Below are 16,531 nucleotides of genomic sequence, written 5' to 3' on the forward strand. Positions count from 1 at the left end.
AATGTAGTGTATGAGTTATGCGACAAACTAAGTCCGGTAACTTGTGCGACGGTTTCAGATGAAATCAAAGTAACTCCAGTGGTAGAGCCAATATTCGAAAACGGAACTATTGCATCAACAGGAGGAACTGTTTTCACAAACATTGCAAGCAACGATAAAGTAAATGGAGTTCCGGCAGTATTAGGAACTACAGGAAATGCTACAGTTGCGGTATCAGGAACATGGCCAACAGGAATTACTTTAGATCCGTTAACCGGAAAAGTAAGTGTTGCGGCAGGAACCACACCGGGAACTTATAATGTAGTGTATGAGTTATGTGACAAACTAACTCCGACAACTTGTGCGACGGTTTCAGATGAAATCAAAGTAACGGCAATTGCAGGGACATCAATAATTGCAAATGATGATAATATTCCAAACGTAAATGGAATAACAGGAACACCAAATGCAGGGAATGTACTAGTTGGTAATCCAAATTCGGATACTTTAAATGGCGTACCAGTTGTGATTAGTCTGGTTGATTTAAAAGTGACAACACCGGCAGTTCCAAAAACACCTGGAGCAGCAGTTCCGGTAATTGACACTGCCACAGGAACAATAAGTGTTCCGGCTAATACACCGGGAGGTACCTATACATTAACGTACAGTATTTGTGAAAAATCAAATCTTTCAAATTGTGATGCTGCAACGGTAACCCTATTTGTATCAAGACCAAGTATTGCTGTAGTGAAAACGGCACATTTCAATGATGAAGATGGTGACAGTAATGCAAAAGTAGGGGAGACTATTACGTATAATTTCACCGTAACCAATACAGGAAATGTAGCGTTGACTAATGTTTATATAGTAGACCCGTTAACTGGAATTACTATGACCGGTGGCCCAATAAATTTAGCTGTGGGAGAAGAGGATAATACTTCTTTTACAGGAACTTATTCGATCGTACAAGCTGATATTAATTCGGGAAGTATATCGAATCAAGCCGAAGTTTTTGGAACAAGTCCTGATCATATTGAGGTAAAAGACAAATCAGATGATAGTAGTGTATTGGGGGATAAACCAACTGTTTTATCGCTACAAAGTTGTGTAATTAAAGTATTCAATGCAGTTTCTATAAATGGAGACAGTAAGAACGAGAGATTTTATATCCAGGGATTAGAATGTTATCCTGACAATACGGTTCAGATTTTCAACCGTTGGGGAGTTTTGGTTTTTGATCGTGATCATTACAATAATAATGATATTGTTTTTAGAGGTATTTCTGAAGGACGTGTTACAATCAAAGATTCAGATGGATTACCGGAAGGAACTTATTATTATATCATTAAATACAAAGACAACCAATCCAATCCACATCAGGAGGCGGGGTATTTATACCTGACCAAATAATATTCTGTACTAATAAAATGGCTTAGTCAATAGGCTAAGCCATTCTTTAAAAATAAAATAAATGAAAAAATTAGTTTTAGTTTTATTGTTTTGTTCTACCGCAGGTTTTGCCCAGCAAGATGCGCAGTTTACACAATACATGTATAATACCATCAATATAAATCCCGCTTATGCCGGTTCTCGCGGAGCTATGAGTATTTTCGGATTGTATCGCACCCAGTGGGTTGGATTGGATGGAGCACCCGAAACCAGCAGTTTTTCGTTAAACACACCAATAAACAATAATGTAGGATTAGGAGTATCGTTAGTCAATGATAAAATCGGACCAACAAATGAAAACAATATATCAGCTGATTTCTCTTACTCCATACAAACATCAGCAACCGCTAAACTTTCTTTTGGTATTAAAGGTTCTGCCAATATATTTAAGCTGGATCCTACAAAGTTAAACCCGGAACATCAGGGAGATACCCAGTTTCAGGATTTTCAGAATAAATTCGCTCCAAATATCGGAGCCGGAGTTTACTGGCATACGGATAAAGCTTATGTGGGATTATCCGTTCCTAATTTTATTCAAACTACCCGCTTTGACGATAACGATTATTCCATCTATAAAGACCGTATTAACTATTATTTCATAGCGGGTTATGTATTTAATCTAAATCGTTATGAAACGATAAAATTCAAGCCGGCTTTAATGACTAAAATGGTAGAAGGTTCACCATTACAAGTAGACGCATCGGCAAATTTTATGTTCAACGATAAATTTGTGGTCGGAGTAGCTTACAGATGGAGCGCCTCTTTTAGTGCTTTGGCAGGATTTCAGATAACCGATAGTATGTATGTAGGGTATTCCTACGATCGCGAAACAACCCGATTGGTAAACTACAACTCAGGGTCGCATGAGATATTTCTGCGTTTTGAATTCTTAAAAAATTACAGCCGAATAACTTCACCTAGATTCTTCTAATTATGAAAATAAAAAAAATAGCATATACAGTCTTTCTGTCTTCCGTTTTTTTTAGCGGAATGGCACAAAAGTCAGGTTTAGACAAAGCTGATAAAAATTACAATCAGTATGCTTACATAGATGCAATTGCTACTTACGAAAAGGTAGCAGAAAAAGGATATAAAGAGGAAAAAATGCTCCAACGATTGGGTAACGCCTATTATTTTAATGGCGAGTTGGTGAGGGCATTAAAATGGTACAAAGCTCTTTTCGGAATGAATGATCAACAGGAATTTGAGTATTATTACCGATATGCTCAAACCCTAAAAGCAACTGGAAATTATACCAAAGCCGATAAAATATTAGAGCTTTTCAACCAAAAAGCAAGTACTGATAAAAGAGGATTGTTATTTGAAAAGAATAAAAATTATTTAGAGCAGATAAAAAACAATTCAGGGAGATTTGAAATAGCCGATGCCGGAATTAATTCAAGATACTCAGATTATGGAAGTTCTTTTTTAGATAATAAATTGGTATTTGCGTCTGCCAGAGACACGGGCGGAGTTGCCAAAGCAAAATTTAAATGGACCAATAAATCGTTTACAAATCTTTATTCGGCAGAATTAAACGCCGATGGTAGTGTAGGAATTCCGAAACGTTTTGAGAATAAGATTAATTCAAAATTTAATGAATCGACTCCTGTTTTTACAAAAGACGGATTAACGATGTATTTTACCAGAAACAATTTTCTAAACGGTACAAAAGGGACAGACGACAAGAAGGTCACTTTGTTAAAATTGTATAAGGCAAGTTACATAAAAGGTAAATGGACGAATATTGTTGAATTGCCTTTTAACAGTGATCAATACAGTGTGGCACATCCGACATTAAGTGTAGATGAAAAAAAGTTATACTTTGCTTCAGACATGCCGGGTACTTTTGGACAATCAGATTTGTATAGTGTGACGATTAATACGGATGGCAGTTTTGGTAAACCTGAAAACCTGGGAGCCGCAATTAATACTGAGGGAAGAGAAACTTTTCCTTTTATATCAGGAGACAATGAATTGTATTTTGCCAGCGACGGACGTCCGGGATTAGGAGGACTTGATGTCTATGTTTCGACTATTAAAAATGATTTGACTTTTAGCGAAGTTCAGAATGTTGGAGCTCCTATAAATACAAAAGTGGATGATTTTGGTTTTATAATGGACAGTAAAAGCAGAACCGGTTTTTTCTCCTCCAATAGAGATGGAGGACATGGTTATGATGACGTTTATCGTTTTTCGGAAACCAGAAAATTGCCTTGTGAGGAGATTTTATCAGGAACTGTTATAGATGCCGAAACAAATTTGGTATTAGAGAATGCAAAAGTAAATTTACTGGACAATCAGCTTCAGATAATAGGAGAGGTAATAACCAAAGCCGATGGGAAGTATAGTTTTAAAGTAAACTGCAATAAAGAATACTTTGTTCGCGCTGCAAGACAAGATTATGACACTAATGAATTGCCTAAAGCGATCGATAAAACAAGTTTGACACTGCCTTTGAAAAAAACGCCTCAAAAAGTGGTCGAAAAAACGATTGAAAAATTGATTGTTGGTGATGATTTGGCGAAAATTTTACACATAAAAATGATTTACTTCGATTTAGGTAAATCGATTGTTCGAAAAGAAGCCGCTATTGAGTTAGAGAAAATCCGTCAGGTGATGATTCAAAATCCAAGCATGAAAATTGATGTTCGCTCGCACACAGACAGCAGACAAACACATGCGTACAATGAAAAACTATCCGACAGAAGGGCTAAAGCAACAGTGGCATGGCTTGTTAAAAAAGGAATAGCTGCTGATCGCATTACCGGAAAAGGATACGGAGAAACACAATTACTGAATAAATGTGCTGATGGTGTAAAATGTACTACAGAAGAACATCAGGCAAATCGAAGAAGTGAGTTCATTATTGTTTCGATGTAATAAAGAGTTAGCTTTTTTAATGAAGTTGAGTTAATTAAATTGTTATGAAAAGCTGCAAGGTAATCTTGCAGCTTTTTTTGTGAAGTGCAATGAGATTTATTTTTTAATGATACAGATAAAAAATGATTGTATTTAATTTCTTAAATTTATTCTATTAAATAATTTAGAGAAAAGATTAAACAGAAAAAAATCTGCTAAATCTGCAGACCCGAGCAATAGCGAACAGGCGAAGCAATCTGCGTGAAAATATAAACCCAACGGTATCTAATATAAAAAACAATAACATTGAGTACAACAGAATTTCTAACCCGACTTATAATTGCACTCTTCGCCGGACTAATTATTGGTTTCGAAAGACAGTGGCACCACAAAGAAACCGGTTTAAAAACCAATATGCTGGTAGCAACAGGAGCAGCGGCATTCGTTTTATTATCGATTAAAGTGGCTGCGACAGCACCCAATATCGATGTAACCCGTATTACGGCTCAGGTCGTTATGGGAGTTGGTTTTTTAGGCGCCGGAGTTATATTTAGGGAAGGACCCAATGTACACGGTTTGAATTCTGCAGCAACCATATGGTGCAGTGCTGCTATTGGCTGTATTGCCGCATCAGGTTATTTCATAGAAGCGCTAATTTGTACATTCCTGGTTACAATTGTCAACACAGTTCTCGAACCAATCGAAAGATGGCTTCGAAATCGAAAATAAAGACCAATCTTAACTGTTTGTTAGATTTAAAATGCAAGCTGTAAAATGTAAAATGTGCCAGATCGTGTTACCTCATGATAATTTTTGCACACTTCGTGATTAAAAACAGCACATCAGATAGTTTATAGTTTTCAGTCTCAGTTTACAGTTTACACATCCTACGTTTCACAGTAAGCGCAACTTAATTCTGCAGTATATACATTCCGGAAATCACATCTCGTATTTTACATTTCACAGTGAACATAATTCATAATTAAAACTCCCTCTCCTCACCACTTATTCCAAACAAAGTACTATTTATTACATCATTACTGCTGCTTGTTAATTATGGATAATTAGCAGTAAATGAGTGTATTAAATTTGTGTTTGAATTTAAAGATGGAGTAAATATGAGGAAGATAATTTGGAGTATTATTTGGTTAGTTCCGGCAGTCGTAATGTGCCAGACAGGTGCCCCAAAACACCGGATAGACACACATAAAGAAATGTCTGTTATAGCATCACATTTAGATCTAATTTGTAAAAGTAAAGAAATAATGATACCACGAACAATATTAAAAAGCAGATTTGACAAGTCTACGGTTGTAGGCAGAGATACCAAATTTATTTTGGTTTTTAATACAGCAAAAAATCAGGAAATTTTACCGGGTTATTATTATTGGTACGAAAATAAATGGAACAATTTGAAAAACCTGACCGAAGAAAACGGTTTGCCAAAAGATAATGGAAAAGCAGGAGATCTCTTTTTTGACTATTCTACAAAAGATGTGTACTATTATAATGGATCGATGTGGCTTTCAATGACAACAAGTGACGAAACCTTTTATGAGGCAGTATTTGAAAACAAGAGCGGTGTTTTAAAATATAAGAATAGTGTAGGAGAAAAGGTTGTGATTAATCTTCCTCAGTTAGTACCCAACTTTAATTACCCAAAAACAGTTTCATTGAATGCAGGAAAAGAAACCCTTAATTTTATCGACAACAGCGGAAGACTTACCGTTCTGAAACTTGATATTCTACTGGCCAAAAGCCAAAATACAAATTTAACCTCAACATTTTAAGTAAAGCCAATTCATAAGAATCTAATAATTATATCATACCCGACAGGTTTTAAAACCTGTCGGGTATATTTTTATAAATGATTTGTATATCCGTGAAACGTTAGATGTGAAATGCAAACTGAAAGACAGGACCATTATTAATTATCAATTAACCATTAACCATTATCAATTATCAATTATCAATTAACATCTAACACACTTTTGTTTTGCTATTACAAATAAATGTATTAATTTTGCAGTCCTTTTGGCAAAGAAGAGTTTCCTTTAGGTATCAACTATTTATGTAAAACAACTTCTGTATTTTCTACTGCTTTATGAAACTCGAGAGAAACAGAATACAAATTTTTTATCAGCATGTCTGAACAATTAAAATCACAAGAAGAGTTTTTAGCAAATTTTAACTGGCATAACTTCCAAGAAGGAATTGATGCAGTTGATGAGAAAAACTTATTAGAATTCGAAGAACTAGTTTCAAAAACTTTCATCGCTACAGATCAGGAAGAAGTAGTAGAAGGTGTAGTTGTTAGAATTACAGATAGAGACGTTATCGTTGATATCAACGCAAAATCGGAAGGTGTTATTTCTTTAAACGAATTCCGTTACAACCCAAACTTAAAAGTAGGTGACAAAGTAGAAGTATTAATCGACATCCGTGAGGACAAAACAGGTCAATTAGTATTATCTCACAGAAAAGCTCGTACTATTAAATCATGGGATAGAGTTATTGCTGCAAACGAAACAGGTGAAATCGTTAATGGTTTTGTAAAATGCAGAACTAAAGGTGGTATGATCGTTGACGTTTTTGGTATTGAAGCTTTCTTACCTGGATCTCAAATTGACGTTAAGCCAATTAGAGACTACGATGTATATGTAAACAAAATGATGGAATTCAAAGTGGTAAAAATTAACCACGAATTCAAAAACGTTGTTGTATCTCATAAAGCACTTATCGAGGCTGATATCGAAGTACAGAAAAAAGAAATCATCGGTCAATTACAAAAAGGACAAGTATTAGAAGGTGTTGTTAAAAACATTACTTCTTATGGTGTGTTCATTGACTTAGGTGGTGTTGACGGATTAATTCACATTACTGACCTTTCTTGGAGCAGAATCAACCACCCAAGTGAAGTTCTTGAATTAGACCAAAAATTAAACGTTGTAATCCTTGATTTCGATGATGAGAAAACAAGAATTCAATTAGGATTGAAACAATTAAACGCTCACCCATGGGATGCTTTAGATGCTAACTTAACAATTGGTGATAAAGTAAAAGGTAAAGTAGTTGTAATCGCTGATTACGGTGCTTTCATCGAAGTTGCTGAAGGTGTTGAAGGTTTAATCCACGTTTCTGAAATGTCATGGTCTACTCACTTACGTTCTGCTCAGGACTTCGTGAAAGTTGGAGATGTTGTTGAAGCAGTTATCTTAACTTTAGACAGAGACGATCGTAAGATGTCATTAGGTATCAAACAATTGACTCAAGATCCATGGACTGACATTACTTCTAAATACCCGGTAGGTTCTAAACATACAGGTATCGTTAGAAACTTTACAAACTTTGGTATTTTCGTAGAATTAGAAGAAGGAATTGATGGATTAATCTACATTTCTGACCTTTCTTGGACTAAGAAAATCAAACACCCATCTGAGTTTGTAAACGTTGGTGAAAAACTTGATGTAGTTGTATTAGAATTAGATGTTGAAGGACGTAAATTATCTTTAGGTCACAAACAAACTACTGCTAATCCTTGGGATCAATACGAAGATTCTTTCGCTGTAGGAACTATCCACAATGGTGAAATTTCTGAAATCGTTGACAAAGGAGCTACTGTAGAATTCGGAGATGATATCGTTGCTTTCATTCCAACTCGTCACCTTGAAAAAGAAGACGGAAAGAAATTGAAAAAAGGTGATACTGCTGATTTCAAAGTAATCGAATTCAACAAAGAATTCAAAAGAGTAGTTGCTTCTCACACTGCTATCTTCCGTGAAGAAGAAGAGAAAAACGTGAAAGCTGCAACTGAAAATACTTCATCTGCATCTACTACAAATGCACCAGCTGCAACTTTAGGAGATAACAATGATGTATTAGCTGCTTTAAAAGCTAAAATGGAAAAAACGGAGAAAAAATAATTCTTAGTTTCCTCTAAATAGAAAGTCCCACAGCAATGTGGGACTTTTTTTTGTTTCATAGGTTTGGTCAGTTCGAGCGGAGTCGAGAACTCTTTTATGGGGAATTTATATTTTTTTTCCCGACAGTAATTTTGCAAATAGAACCCTAAACGATCATTTATTACAGTGTTTTTACCAGTTATTACAAGTAGCTCAAAGAAGTTTTTTCTGTAACTATTTTTACGTAATATTCTTACAATAATGGAGTGTTTTTTTACTCATTAGAAATGGAAAAATTATGAAAAACTTAAAATGCAGAGAAAATGAAAAGTAGATTACTTAAAATTATTATTGTTTTGTTGTGCTTGTTGTCTCTTACAGGACATGGCCAGACCGCAACTGATCCTGCGGCACCAACGGGTCTTACATCACAATGGTTTTGTGCAAGTAGTAATCCTACGGTGACGAGTTTATTAGCTACAGGAACTGCTATAAAATGGTACGATGCAGCGACAGCAGGAAATATAGTTTCTGCAACTACAGCCTTAATCAATGGAAGTATTTATTATGCTTCGCAAACGGTAAATGGTCATGAAAGTACAACACGCTTGGCAGTTACAGCAACCATTAATAATCCAGCGGCCCCAACGGGCACAGCCAGACAGTTATTTTGTGCAAGTAGTAGTCCTACTGTAGCAAGTTTATCAGCCACAGGAACCGCTATTAAATGGTACGATGGAGCAACAGGAGGTAATATGGTTTCAGCAAGCACAGCCTTAACCAATGGAACGATTTATTATGCTTCGCAAACCGTAAACGGTTGCGAGAGTACAATACGCTTGGCGGTAACGGCGGCTATTTTTAATCTTGGAACGCCAACAGGTGATTCATTCCAGTCATTCTGTGCAATATATACCAATATGTTAAGCAATATATCTGTTTCTCGTTATTATACAGTAGTATGGTACGATGCATTAACTGATGGTAATATATTAGCTAATAATACAGTCATTACCAGTGGCAGCACCTATTATGCTTCGTACAAAAGTGGATCTTGTGAGAGCTTAACGCGATTACCCGTAACAGTAGAAGTTATTGAGAGTCCAAATTCTCCCACCGGAGCAGCAACGCAGGAATTCTGTAAATCGGACAACCCTACTGTGGCGAATTTGATAACCAACGAAACTGGTGTAATATGGAGCAAAAAAAAAGGTAGTGGTTATGGAAATGTTCTTGCTTCAACAACGGCTTTAGAAAACGGTAGTTCGTATGTTGGGTTTTTATATAATAATAGTACCAGTGGAGTTTGCCAGAGTCCAGGTTTTGTCGTAACAGTTACGATTAATGATACTCAAGGACCCACAGGTAACACATCACAAACCTTTTGTGCTAGTACTAATGCTACAGTAGCGAGTTTATCAGTCACAGGAACCGCTATAAAATGGTACGATGCAGCTATAGGAGGTAATGTTGTAACATCAAGTACAGCTTTAACTAACGGAACGATTTATTATGCTTCACAAACCGTAAATGGCTGTGAGAGTACAACACGCTTAGAAGTTACAGCAACTATTAATAATCCTGCGGCACCAACGGGGACTGCAAGCCAGGAATTCTGTAAATCTGCCAATGCTACCGTGGCAAGTTTACAAACCAATGAGAGTGGAGTGACTTGGTACGATGCCGCTATTGGCGGAAATGTAGTGAGTTCAACAACAGCTTTGGTAAACGGAACAATCTATTACGGTTCTTTAAGATTAGGCACTTGTGAGAGCCCAACAAGATTGGCAGTAACAGTAACGATCAGCGATCCGCAAACGCCAACAGGAACAGCAAGTCAGGAATTTTACAAAAGTAGGAATGCTACTGTAGCAAGTCTGGTGACCAATGAAACAGGTGTTACTTGGTCCGATGCGGCGAAAGCAGGTAATGTTGTACCTTCAACAACTATATTGACAGACGGGACAACATATTATGGTTCGCTAAAAATAGGAACTTGCGAAAGCCCAACACGTTTGGCAGTAACTGTAAAACTTAAAGAAGATCCAAAAACACCAACAACAGACAACACAACGCAGGACTTTTTGAAAACCAAGAATCCTACTGTAGCTGATCTGAAAGTGAATGAATCCAATGTAGTTTGGTACGACGCCCCAACAGGCGGAAACGTAGTAGATCCAAAAACAGCATTAGTTGATGGAAAAACCTATTACGGCGCTACGAAAGACGGTGATGTAGAAAGCTCAACACGTGTGGAGATAAAAGTGAGTCTAAAAGAAGATCCAAAAGCACCAACAACAGACGACACGGCGCAGGACTTTTTGAAAACCAAGAATCCTACAGTAGCTGATCTTAAAGTGAATGAATCCAATGTAGTTTGGTACGACGCCCCAACAGGCGGAAACGTAGTAGATCCAAAAACAGCATTAGTCGATGGAAAAACCTATTACGGCGCTACGAAAGACGGTGATGTAGAAAGTCTAACACGTGTGGCGGTAACAGTTGATTTAAAAGAAGATCCAAAAGCACCAACGACTACACATCCAACACAGGAATTTTTAAATTCAAAAAATCCTACTGTAGCAGATCTGAAAGTGAATGAATCCAATGTAGTTTGGTACGACGCTCCAACAGGCGGAAACGTAGTAGATCCAAAAACAGCATTAGTCGATGGAAAAACCTATTATGGCGCTACGAAAGATGGTGATGTAGAAAGTCCAACACGTGTGGCGGTAACAGTTGATTTAAAAGAAGATCCAAAAGCACCAACGACTACACATCCAACACAGGAATTTTTAAATTCAAAAAATCCTACTGTAGCTGATCTTAAAGTGAATGAATCCAATGTAGTTTGGTACGACGCCCCAACAGGCGGAAACGTAGTAGATCCAAAAACAGCATTAGTCGATGGAAAAACCTATTATGGCGCTACGAAGGACGGTGATGTAGAAAGCTCAACACGTTTGGCGGTAACGGTAAGTATTAAAACATTAGGAGTAAAAGATTTTGAGTTTTCAAATTATTTTGTTCTTTATCCAAATCCGGTTTCAGATGTTTTGACTATTAAAACGAAACAAGACGCAGAAATACAATCGTTGGAAGTTTATGATATTTTTGGCCAGTTGGTCGTATCAGTTCCAAATGCGAAATCAGTTTCTACGGTTGATGTTTCAAATCTTAGTACGGGCAATTATTTCATAAAAGTAAAATCAGACAAAGGAAGCTTCAAAGTGAAGTTTGTTAAAAAGTAAAAATAAATGAGCAAAGAGAAAGTCCCACAGCAATGCGGGACTTTTTTTAGTTTCACAGGTTTGTCAGTTCGAGCGGAGTCGAGAACTTTTGTACTACGAATTTACAATCTATTTTGCAGCTAATAACTTTGTTTCTTCAGGCATAAAATCATTTATAATAGTATAGGAATTGATACCAGCAATTTTCATCTCATCTAAAATATCTACGAGATTTTTGAAATTAGATTTTTTAGATGGTTTAATAATAACAACCATGCCATTTTTTGGTTTCCCTACGGATACCATATAATCACTTACTTCTTTCTTTTTTAGAAATACTTCCTTTCTAATACCATTTTTCCCAAATTTAACTTCTTTAGGCGCTTCTAAAGGATAGGATAATACACCCGAATAGGTTATTATGTTATCATTATCATCCAGTATAATAGTGTATAAACGATTTCCTCTAATGCATCCCATTCCTCCACATGTATCTGAATAATCTGGTAAATCAAGATCAATACCTTTTGGCTTCGCCAATTCGATGGTTACCATAAAAAAGATAATCAGCAAAAAAGAAACGCTGACCATTGCAGTTAAATCAATCTTTGTACTTAACTTTTTACTTCTGATTTTTTGAGGTAGATTTTTCATGTCAGTCAATTTATTAATTTGCAGCTAATAACTTTGTTTCTTCGGGCGTAAATTCTGGTATAATAACATAAGTCTCAATTTTTGCCAATTCCATTTCGTCCAATATATCAATTAAGTTCCCATAATTTGAGTTTTCGCTGGGCTTAATAATTACTGTAATTCCTCTTCCGGGTTTTCCTAATGCAGCTGAATATTCTAAAACTTTTTTATTTCTTTCAAACAGCACTTTTCTAATTCCATTTTTCCCATATTTTGTTGCTTTGGGAGCGTCAATAGGAATGTATGGCAAGCCCGTGTAAGTAATGATTTTGTTGTTTTTTCCTAACATTATGGTCATGGATCTATTCTCTCCATAATGGCGAGGAGGGCAATCACAACAACCTCTGTCTGCACCAGTATCATATACTATAACTTTTGGTTTCGCCAATTCGATCGTTACCATAAAAAATATAATCAGCAAAAATGAAACACTTACCATAGCGGTTAAATCAACTTTTGCATTTAACTTTTTACTTCTTATTTTTTTGGGAAGATTTTGCATAATAAATTGGTTTTGATTCTAAAGTTATAAAAATATATTGAACTGAAAACAGTTGATTAAAATTGATTTTAAATAATAGGATCGATGTTTCATAAACAGGTAATTCCACCTGCTTTGTACAGAATTTTTTGATGTAATTTAGTACAGTTTTAAAGTGCTGAAAATCCTGGTATTTTACGGAGAATCAATTGAATAATCGATTGTTTTTTCTGACAGCTTAATTCCTCTAATCTATTAATCATTAAACCTCATTTATTATGGATATAGTAACCGATCTCACCGCCGAAGCAATATCCTATCTGACCCTTTTTCAGGATATTTTAAAAAGTAATCCTCAGAACACTTTTCCTAGGGCTCTTTTAGAAAAAGATTCATGGAAGAATCTCGGGAACGAGAATGAAAATCAATATGGTATATATGAATTAACTCCCGGACAGATAGATGAAATAACAGATTTAGTCTGGCATAGCCCTGATAAGCATGGAGATAAGAATTTGACAAAAATATATTTGGATATACTCTATGATCTTTTAGGTTGGCTAGCCGATAATATTGATGAGAGGTACATGGATAAACCTGAATCAAGTGAACTGTTGTTATTCAGAGTACCTTTTTTTTGGAGACAGCGTATACGGACAGCACTGTACAAAGAAAATTTGGGCAAACGAAAAGAATTATCAGCAGCACTTCGGTACATGCCGGTACAAGTGGTTCAGGCAATTACAGGACAGAATAAATCAGCATATGAGATTCGTCTTTATCAATTTTATGCCGCAAAAGATAAGGTGTACGATTACTCAGAGATTCTAAATGTTGATGATGCTAAAAAACATAAGGATTGGTGGAATGAAAACGGAGAGCAGGCTCTCACTTATCTTACTGATGATAAACAGCTTCTTGAACAGTTGCTCAATAATAAGTCTAAAAGAAAAATCAGAACTGAGTTTCCATTGCCGTTTGAAACCTTATTTAATGATGAACTGGATGAGATAAGGGAAGCCCGTAAAAAGAGAAGTGAAGAATGGCAGGCATCGACAACAAGTGATGATAGTGTATATGAGAACCTGTTAAAAATAGCCAGTAGTGAATCGAAAGTCTGCGATCCCATGTCAAGAGCTATTGATATGAAGCTTACCGGTCTCGCTTTTTCGGGTGGAGGTATTCGTTCGGCTACCTTTAATCTTGGAATACTCCAGAAATTGGCAAGTCTGGATGTTTTAGAAAAAATCGATTATATTTCTACGGTATCAGGAGGTGGGTATATTGGTACCTGGTATACCTCCTGGATCAAACGCTCCGGATCTTTTAGTAAAGTTACAGATCAGTTATGTCCGGATAAATCGTCCGACCCTTTTGCCGATGAAGTCCGTCCTATACGCTGGCTTAGGATGTTTAGTAATTATCTTTCTCCAAACGTAGGTATGATGTCGCCGGACGCTTGGACATCCGGAATGACGTGGCTGAGGAATACCCTTGTCAATCAGGTATTGTTATTATTGGTGTTGCTAACTGTTTTTTCTACCATTTTAGATCTTTATAAAGGCTGGGAAATACTTGGTTTATTCTTTAAAGGATTAGAGAAGAAGGATGAAATTCCGTTTTTCTGGCTGAATACTGTAATGCTCTCAATCGGAGCACTAACTGCAGCTTTTGCCATGAGATCCTATTATAAAATTAAGCGGAAAAGGAAAGTGGCACGGGCAACAAAAATTTGGAATATTCTTAATTTAGATATACCCTTTCTTACAAAGGTATCAAGTGTTTTACCTTATTTACTCATAATCTGGACGATTATTTGTGCTTTTTTGGTTAGCACATTTATGTTTAATATCAGTATCGACGAAATTTGCCGAAAGCATGAAGATCTTTACGGATGGTTTATTTACAATATATCACTTCCGGGATTTATCGCATTGATTTTTGTTGCAATATTGGGTAATTATCACAAAAGATACGATCTTATTCAGTTAGGAAAAGCAAATGTAGTAACAGAAAAAGCGTCTAAGGAAGCAAATAAGGAAGCTAAAAATGAAACGACTAGAACCCGATTTGTAAATTGGTTTACCATAATATTAATAATATCTTCAGCTATTGCTGCGGTTGTTCTGAGTATATTGCTTTATCTGTTTTGGAAAAATTATGAATCGATACTTATTCCGATTAGAAATTTCAATCCGAAAGTATGTTCAGATAAAGTAATGTTGTTGCTTGGATTACCTATTGTTCTTGAAATTTTTTCTCTTGCCATAATAACAAGGATGGCTATATTGGGCAAAATGTTTCCCGATTATCGTCGGGAGTGGTGGGGAAGAACCGGAGGTTACATAAATCGTTTTGTGCTTTTCTGGGTTATTATCTGCTTTGCAGTATTTATAATGCCCGATTTATGGGATAGTTTCAAAGCTAAAGATACTTTGATTATGCTGCCTATTACGGGTGGTTGGGCCGGCGTAGTGGCCTGGGGAGTAAAAATAGCATTTGCTTCCAAAGGTGACGAAGATCCAAAGAAGACGAATAGTATTGTAAACATCGTTGTTAAACTGGTACCCTTTATTTTCATGATTGGTGTACTGCTTATTGGTTCAGGTATAATAAACCTGATAAGAATAGGGAATAGCGATTTTGTAAATCGTCTCACCACAGTAGGATTAGCGCTAGTCACACTTTTCTTGAGTTGGCGTGTTGGGGTTAATGAGTTTTCGCTTCATCATTTTTATCGCAACCGTCTTATAAGAGCTTTTATGGGAGCTACCCGTAGCAGAGAAGATCGCATTAAAACTGCAAATGCATTTACGGGCTTTGATACAAATGATGATATATTACTGTCATCTATGAAGGTTGAAGACGGTTATTTTGGTCCGTATCCTATTCTCAATACCGCACTTAATGCCACTGTTGTTTCGGCATTGGACCGTCAGGATCGTAAAGCAGAATCGTTTGTATTTACACCCTTGTATTGTGGCTATGATTTTAGTCCAACACGCCCGTCTACGTATGATGTGGATCATGTGTATGAATACGGTTATCGTCCTACTAATAAATTTTCTAACGAAAAAGGAGGGCCAACTATCGGGACAGCCATGGCTATTTCAGGGGCAGCAGTAAATCCGAATTGGGGATATCATTCTTCGGCGCCTATGGCTTTTTTATTGACAATCTTTAATGTCCGCCTGGGATGGTGGATTGAAAATACGAGACTTAAGAGATGGAAAGATTCAGATCCGAGAGGAGGTTTGTTGTACCTAATTCATGATTTGACCGGAAAATCCGACATCAATATGGACTATGTATGCCTTTCAGACGGAGGACATTTTGATAATATGGGATTGTATGAACTTATCAGAAGACGTTGTCATCATATCATATTAGGAGACGGCGAACAAGATCAGGATGTGGCTTGCGAAGGATTGGCCAATGCAATTAGAAGATGCCGAATTGATTTTGGTGTGGAGATTGTTTTTGAAGACTTTAAAGATATTACGAAACTTGCTGAAGAGGGTAAAAAGAAGCATGTCATCAAAGGAGAAATCACTTATCCGGGTATAAAAAGAAAAGGAACGTTAATCTATATAAAAGCCGCATTGACAGGGGATGAGCCCATTGACATACGGGAATACGCTCTGGCTAATCCTGATTTTCCACAGCAGTCCACGGCAGATCAGTTTTTTGACGAAGCACAATTTGAAAGTTATCGTAAGTTGGGGTATCATTCTATAGAAAATATACAAGAATTGGGGCTTACCTAAATCAAACGATTCTCAGAAAAAATAATGATTTAAGATTAATGTATTTAAATTAAAAGGGAAGGAAGTTCGATTTTTTATAAAAAATATTTCATTTCTAAAGCCTTGTTATTTAGCGGATTTTGAAAAATATTCAGTATAATATTAGTTTTTTTGAAGATGTATTAAAAA

Annotated in this window: 10 protein-coding genes; 8 read left to right on the plus strand and 2 right to left on the minus strand. The window is 36.3% G+C overall.

Annotated elements, in window-relative coordinates; all coding sequences use genetic code 11:
• The 7 genes from B0A80_RS00185 to B0A80_RS00215 all read left to right on the plus strand — a co-directional run.
• On the plus strand, positions 1 to 1,389 hold a 1,389-nt coding region (locus B0A80_RS00185), incomplete at its 5' end, for a T9SS type B sorting domain-containing protein (RefSeq protein WP_165769199.1).
• A gap of 61 nt (positions 1,390 to 1,450) precedes the next feature.
• Positions 1,451 to 2,359, plus strand: a complete 909-nt coding sequence (locus B0A80_RS00190) for a PorP/SprF family type IX secretion system membrane protein (protein WP_089076015.1) — start codon at positions 1,451 to 1,453, stop codon at positions 2,357 to 2,359.
• A 2-nt stretch (positions 2,360 to 2,361) separates the two neighbouring features.
• Positions 2,362 to 4,311: an OmpA family protein gene (locus B0A80_RS00195; RefSeq protein ID WP_089076016.1), complete on the plus strand. Its 1,950-nt coding sequence runs from the start codon at positions 2,362 to 2,364 to the stop codon at positions 4,309 to 4,311.
• 285 nt (positions 4,312 to 4,596) lie between these two features.
• On the plus strand, positions 4,597 to 5,019 hold the full coding sequence (locus B0A80_RS00200; RefSeq protein ID WP_017498662.1) for an MgtC/SapB family protein: 423 nt from the start codon (positions 4,597 to 4,599) through the stop codon (positions 5,017 to 5,019).
• Between the two features lie 389 nt (positions 5,020 to 5,408).
• Positions 5,409 to 6,080 (plus strand): hypothetical protein, encoded by a 672-nt coding sequence (locus tag B0A80_RS00205; RefSeq protein ID WP_124020546.1) that lies wholly within the window; start codon positions 5,409 to 5,411, stop codon positions 6,078 to 6,080.
• A 354-nt stretch (positions 6,081 to 6,434) separates the two neighbouring features.
• Positions 6,435 to 8,213: a 30S ribosomal protein S1 gene (rpsA, locus tag B0A80_RS00210; RefSeq protein ID WP_017498660.1), complete on the plus strand. Its 1,779-nt coding sequence runs from the start codon at positions 6,435 to 6,437 to the stop codon at positions 8,211 to 8,213.
• Positions 8,214 to 8,515: 302 nt separating this feature from the next.
• On the plus strand, positions 8,516 to 11,443 hold the full coding sequence (locus B0A80_RS00215) for an Ig-like domain-containing protein (RefSeq protein WP_233430675.1): 2,928 nt from the start codon (positions 8,516 to 8,518) through the stop codon (positions 11,441 to 11,443).
• 108 nt (positions 11,444 to 11,551) lie between these two features.
• On the opposite strand, the gene B0A80_RS00220 is transcribed toward B0A80_RS00215, so the two are convergent.
• Together B0A80_RS00220 and B0A80_RS00225 are read right to left on the minus strand one after the other, a co-directional pair.
• Positions 11,552 to 12,076 carry an ExbD/TolR family protein gene (locus B0A80_RS00220; protein ID WP_089076017.1) on the minus strand — a complete coding sequence of 175 codons (525 nt, stop codon included), beginning with the start codon at positions 12,074 to 12,076 and terminating at the stop codon, positions 11,552 to 11,554.
• A 13-nt stretch (positions 12,077 to 12,089) separates the two neighbouring features.
• Entirely contained in the window at positions 12,090 to 12,617 is a 528-nt protein-coding gene (locus B0A80_RS00225) for a biopolymer transporter ExbD (RefSeq protein ID WP_089076018.1), read from the minus strand.
• A 257-nt stretch (positions 12,618 to 12,874) separates the two neighbouring features.
• Between B0A80_RS00225 and B0A80_RS20670 the strand changes: the two genes are divergently transcribed.
• Entirely contained in the window at positions 12,875 to 16,363 is a 3,489-nt protein-coding gene (locus tag B0A80_RS20670) for a patatin-like phospholipase family protein (RefSeq protein ID WP_124020547.1), read from the plus strand.
• Positions 16,364 to 16,531 lie beyond the last annotated feature (168 nt).

The sequence above is a fragment of the Flavobacterium tructae genome (genome assembly GCF_002217475.1).
GTDB classification, from domain to species: domain Bacteria; phylum Bacteroidota; class Bacteroidia; order Flavobacteriales; family Flavobacteriaceae; genus Flavobacterium; species Flavobacterium tructae.

Bases quoted from the DNA above. Each gene is read 5' to 3' on its own strand.
- B0A80_RS00215 (WP_233430675.1), top strand. From the start codon at position 8,516: ATGAAAAGTAGATTACTTAAAATTATTATTGTTTTGTTGTGCTTGTTG.
- B0A80_RS00190 (WP_089076015.1), top strand. From the start codon at position 1,451: ATGAAAAAATTAGTTTTAGTTTTATTGTTTTGTTCTACCGCAGGTTTT.
- rpsA (WP_017498660.1), top strand. From the start codon at position 6,435: ATGTCTGAACAATTAAAATCACAAGAAGAGTTTTTAGCAAATTTTAAC.
- B0A80_RS00205 (WP_124020546.1), top strand. From the start codon at position 5,409: ATGAGGAAGATAATTTGGAGTATTATTTGGTTAGTTCCGGCAGTCGTA.
- B0A80_RS20670 (WP_124020547.1), top strand. From the start codon at position 12,875: ATGGATATAGTAACCGATCTCACCGCCGAAGCAATATCCTATCTGACC.
- B0A80_RS00225 (WP_089076018.1), bottom strand. From the start codon at position 12,617: ATGCAAAATCTTCCCAAAAAAATAAGAAGTAAAAAGTTAAATGCAAAA.
- B0A80_RS00220 (WP_089076017.1), bottom strand. From the start codon at position 12,076: ATGAAAAATCTACCTCAAAAAATCAGAAGTAAAAAGTTAAGTACAAAG.
- B0A80_RS00195 (WP_089076016.1), top strand. From the start codon at position 2,362: ATGAAAATAAAAAAAATAGCATATACAGTCTTTCTGTCTTCCGTTTTT.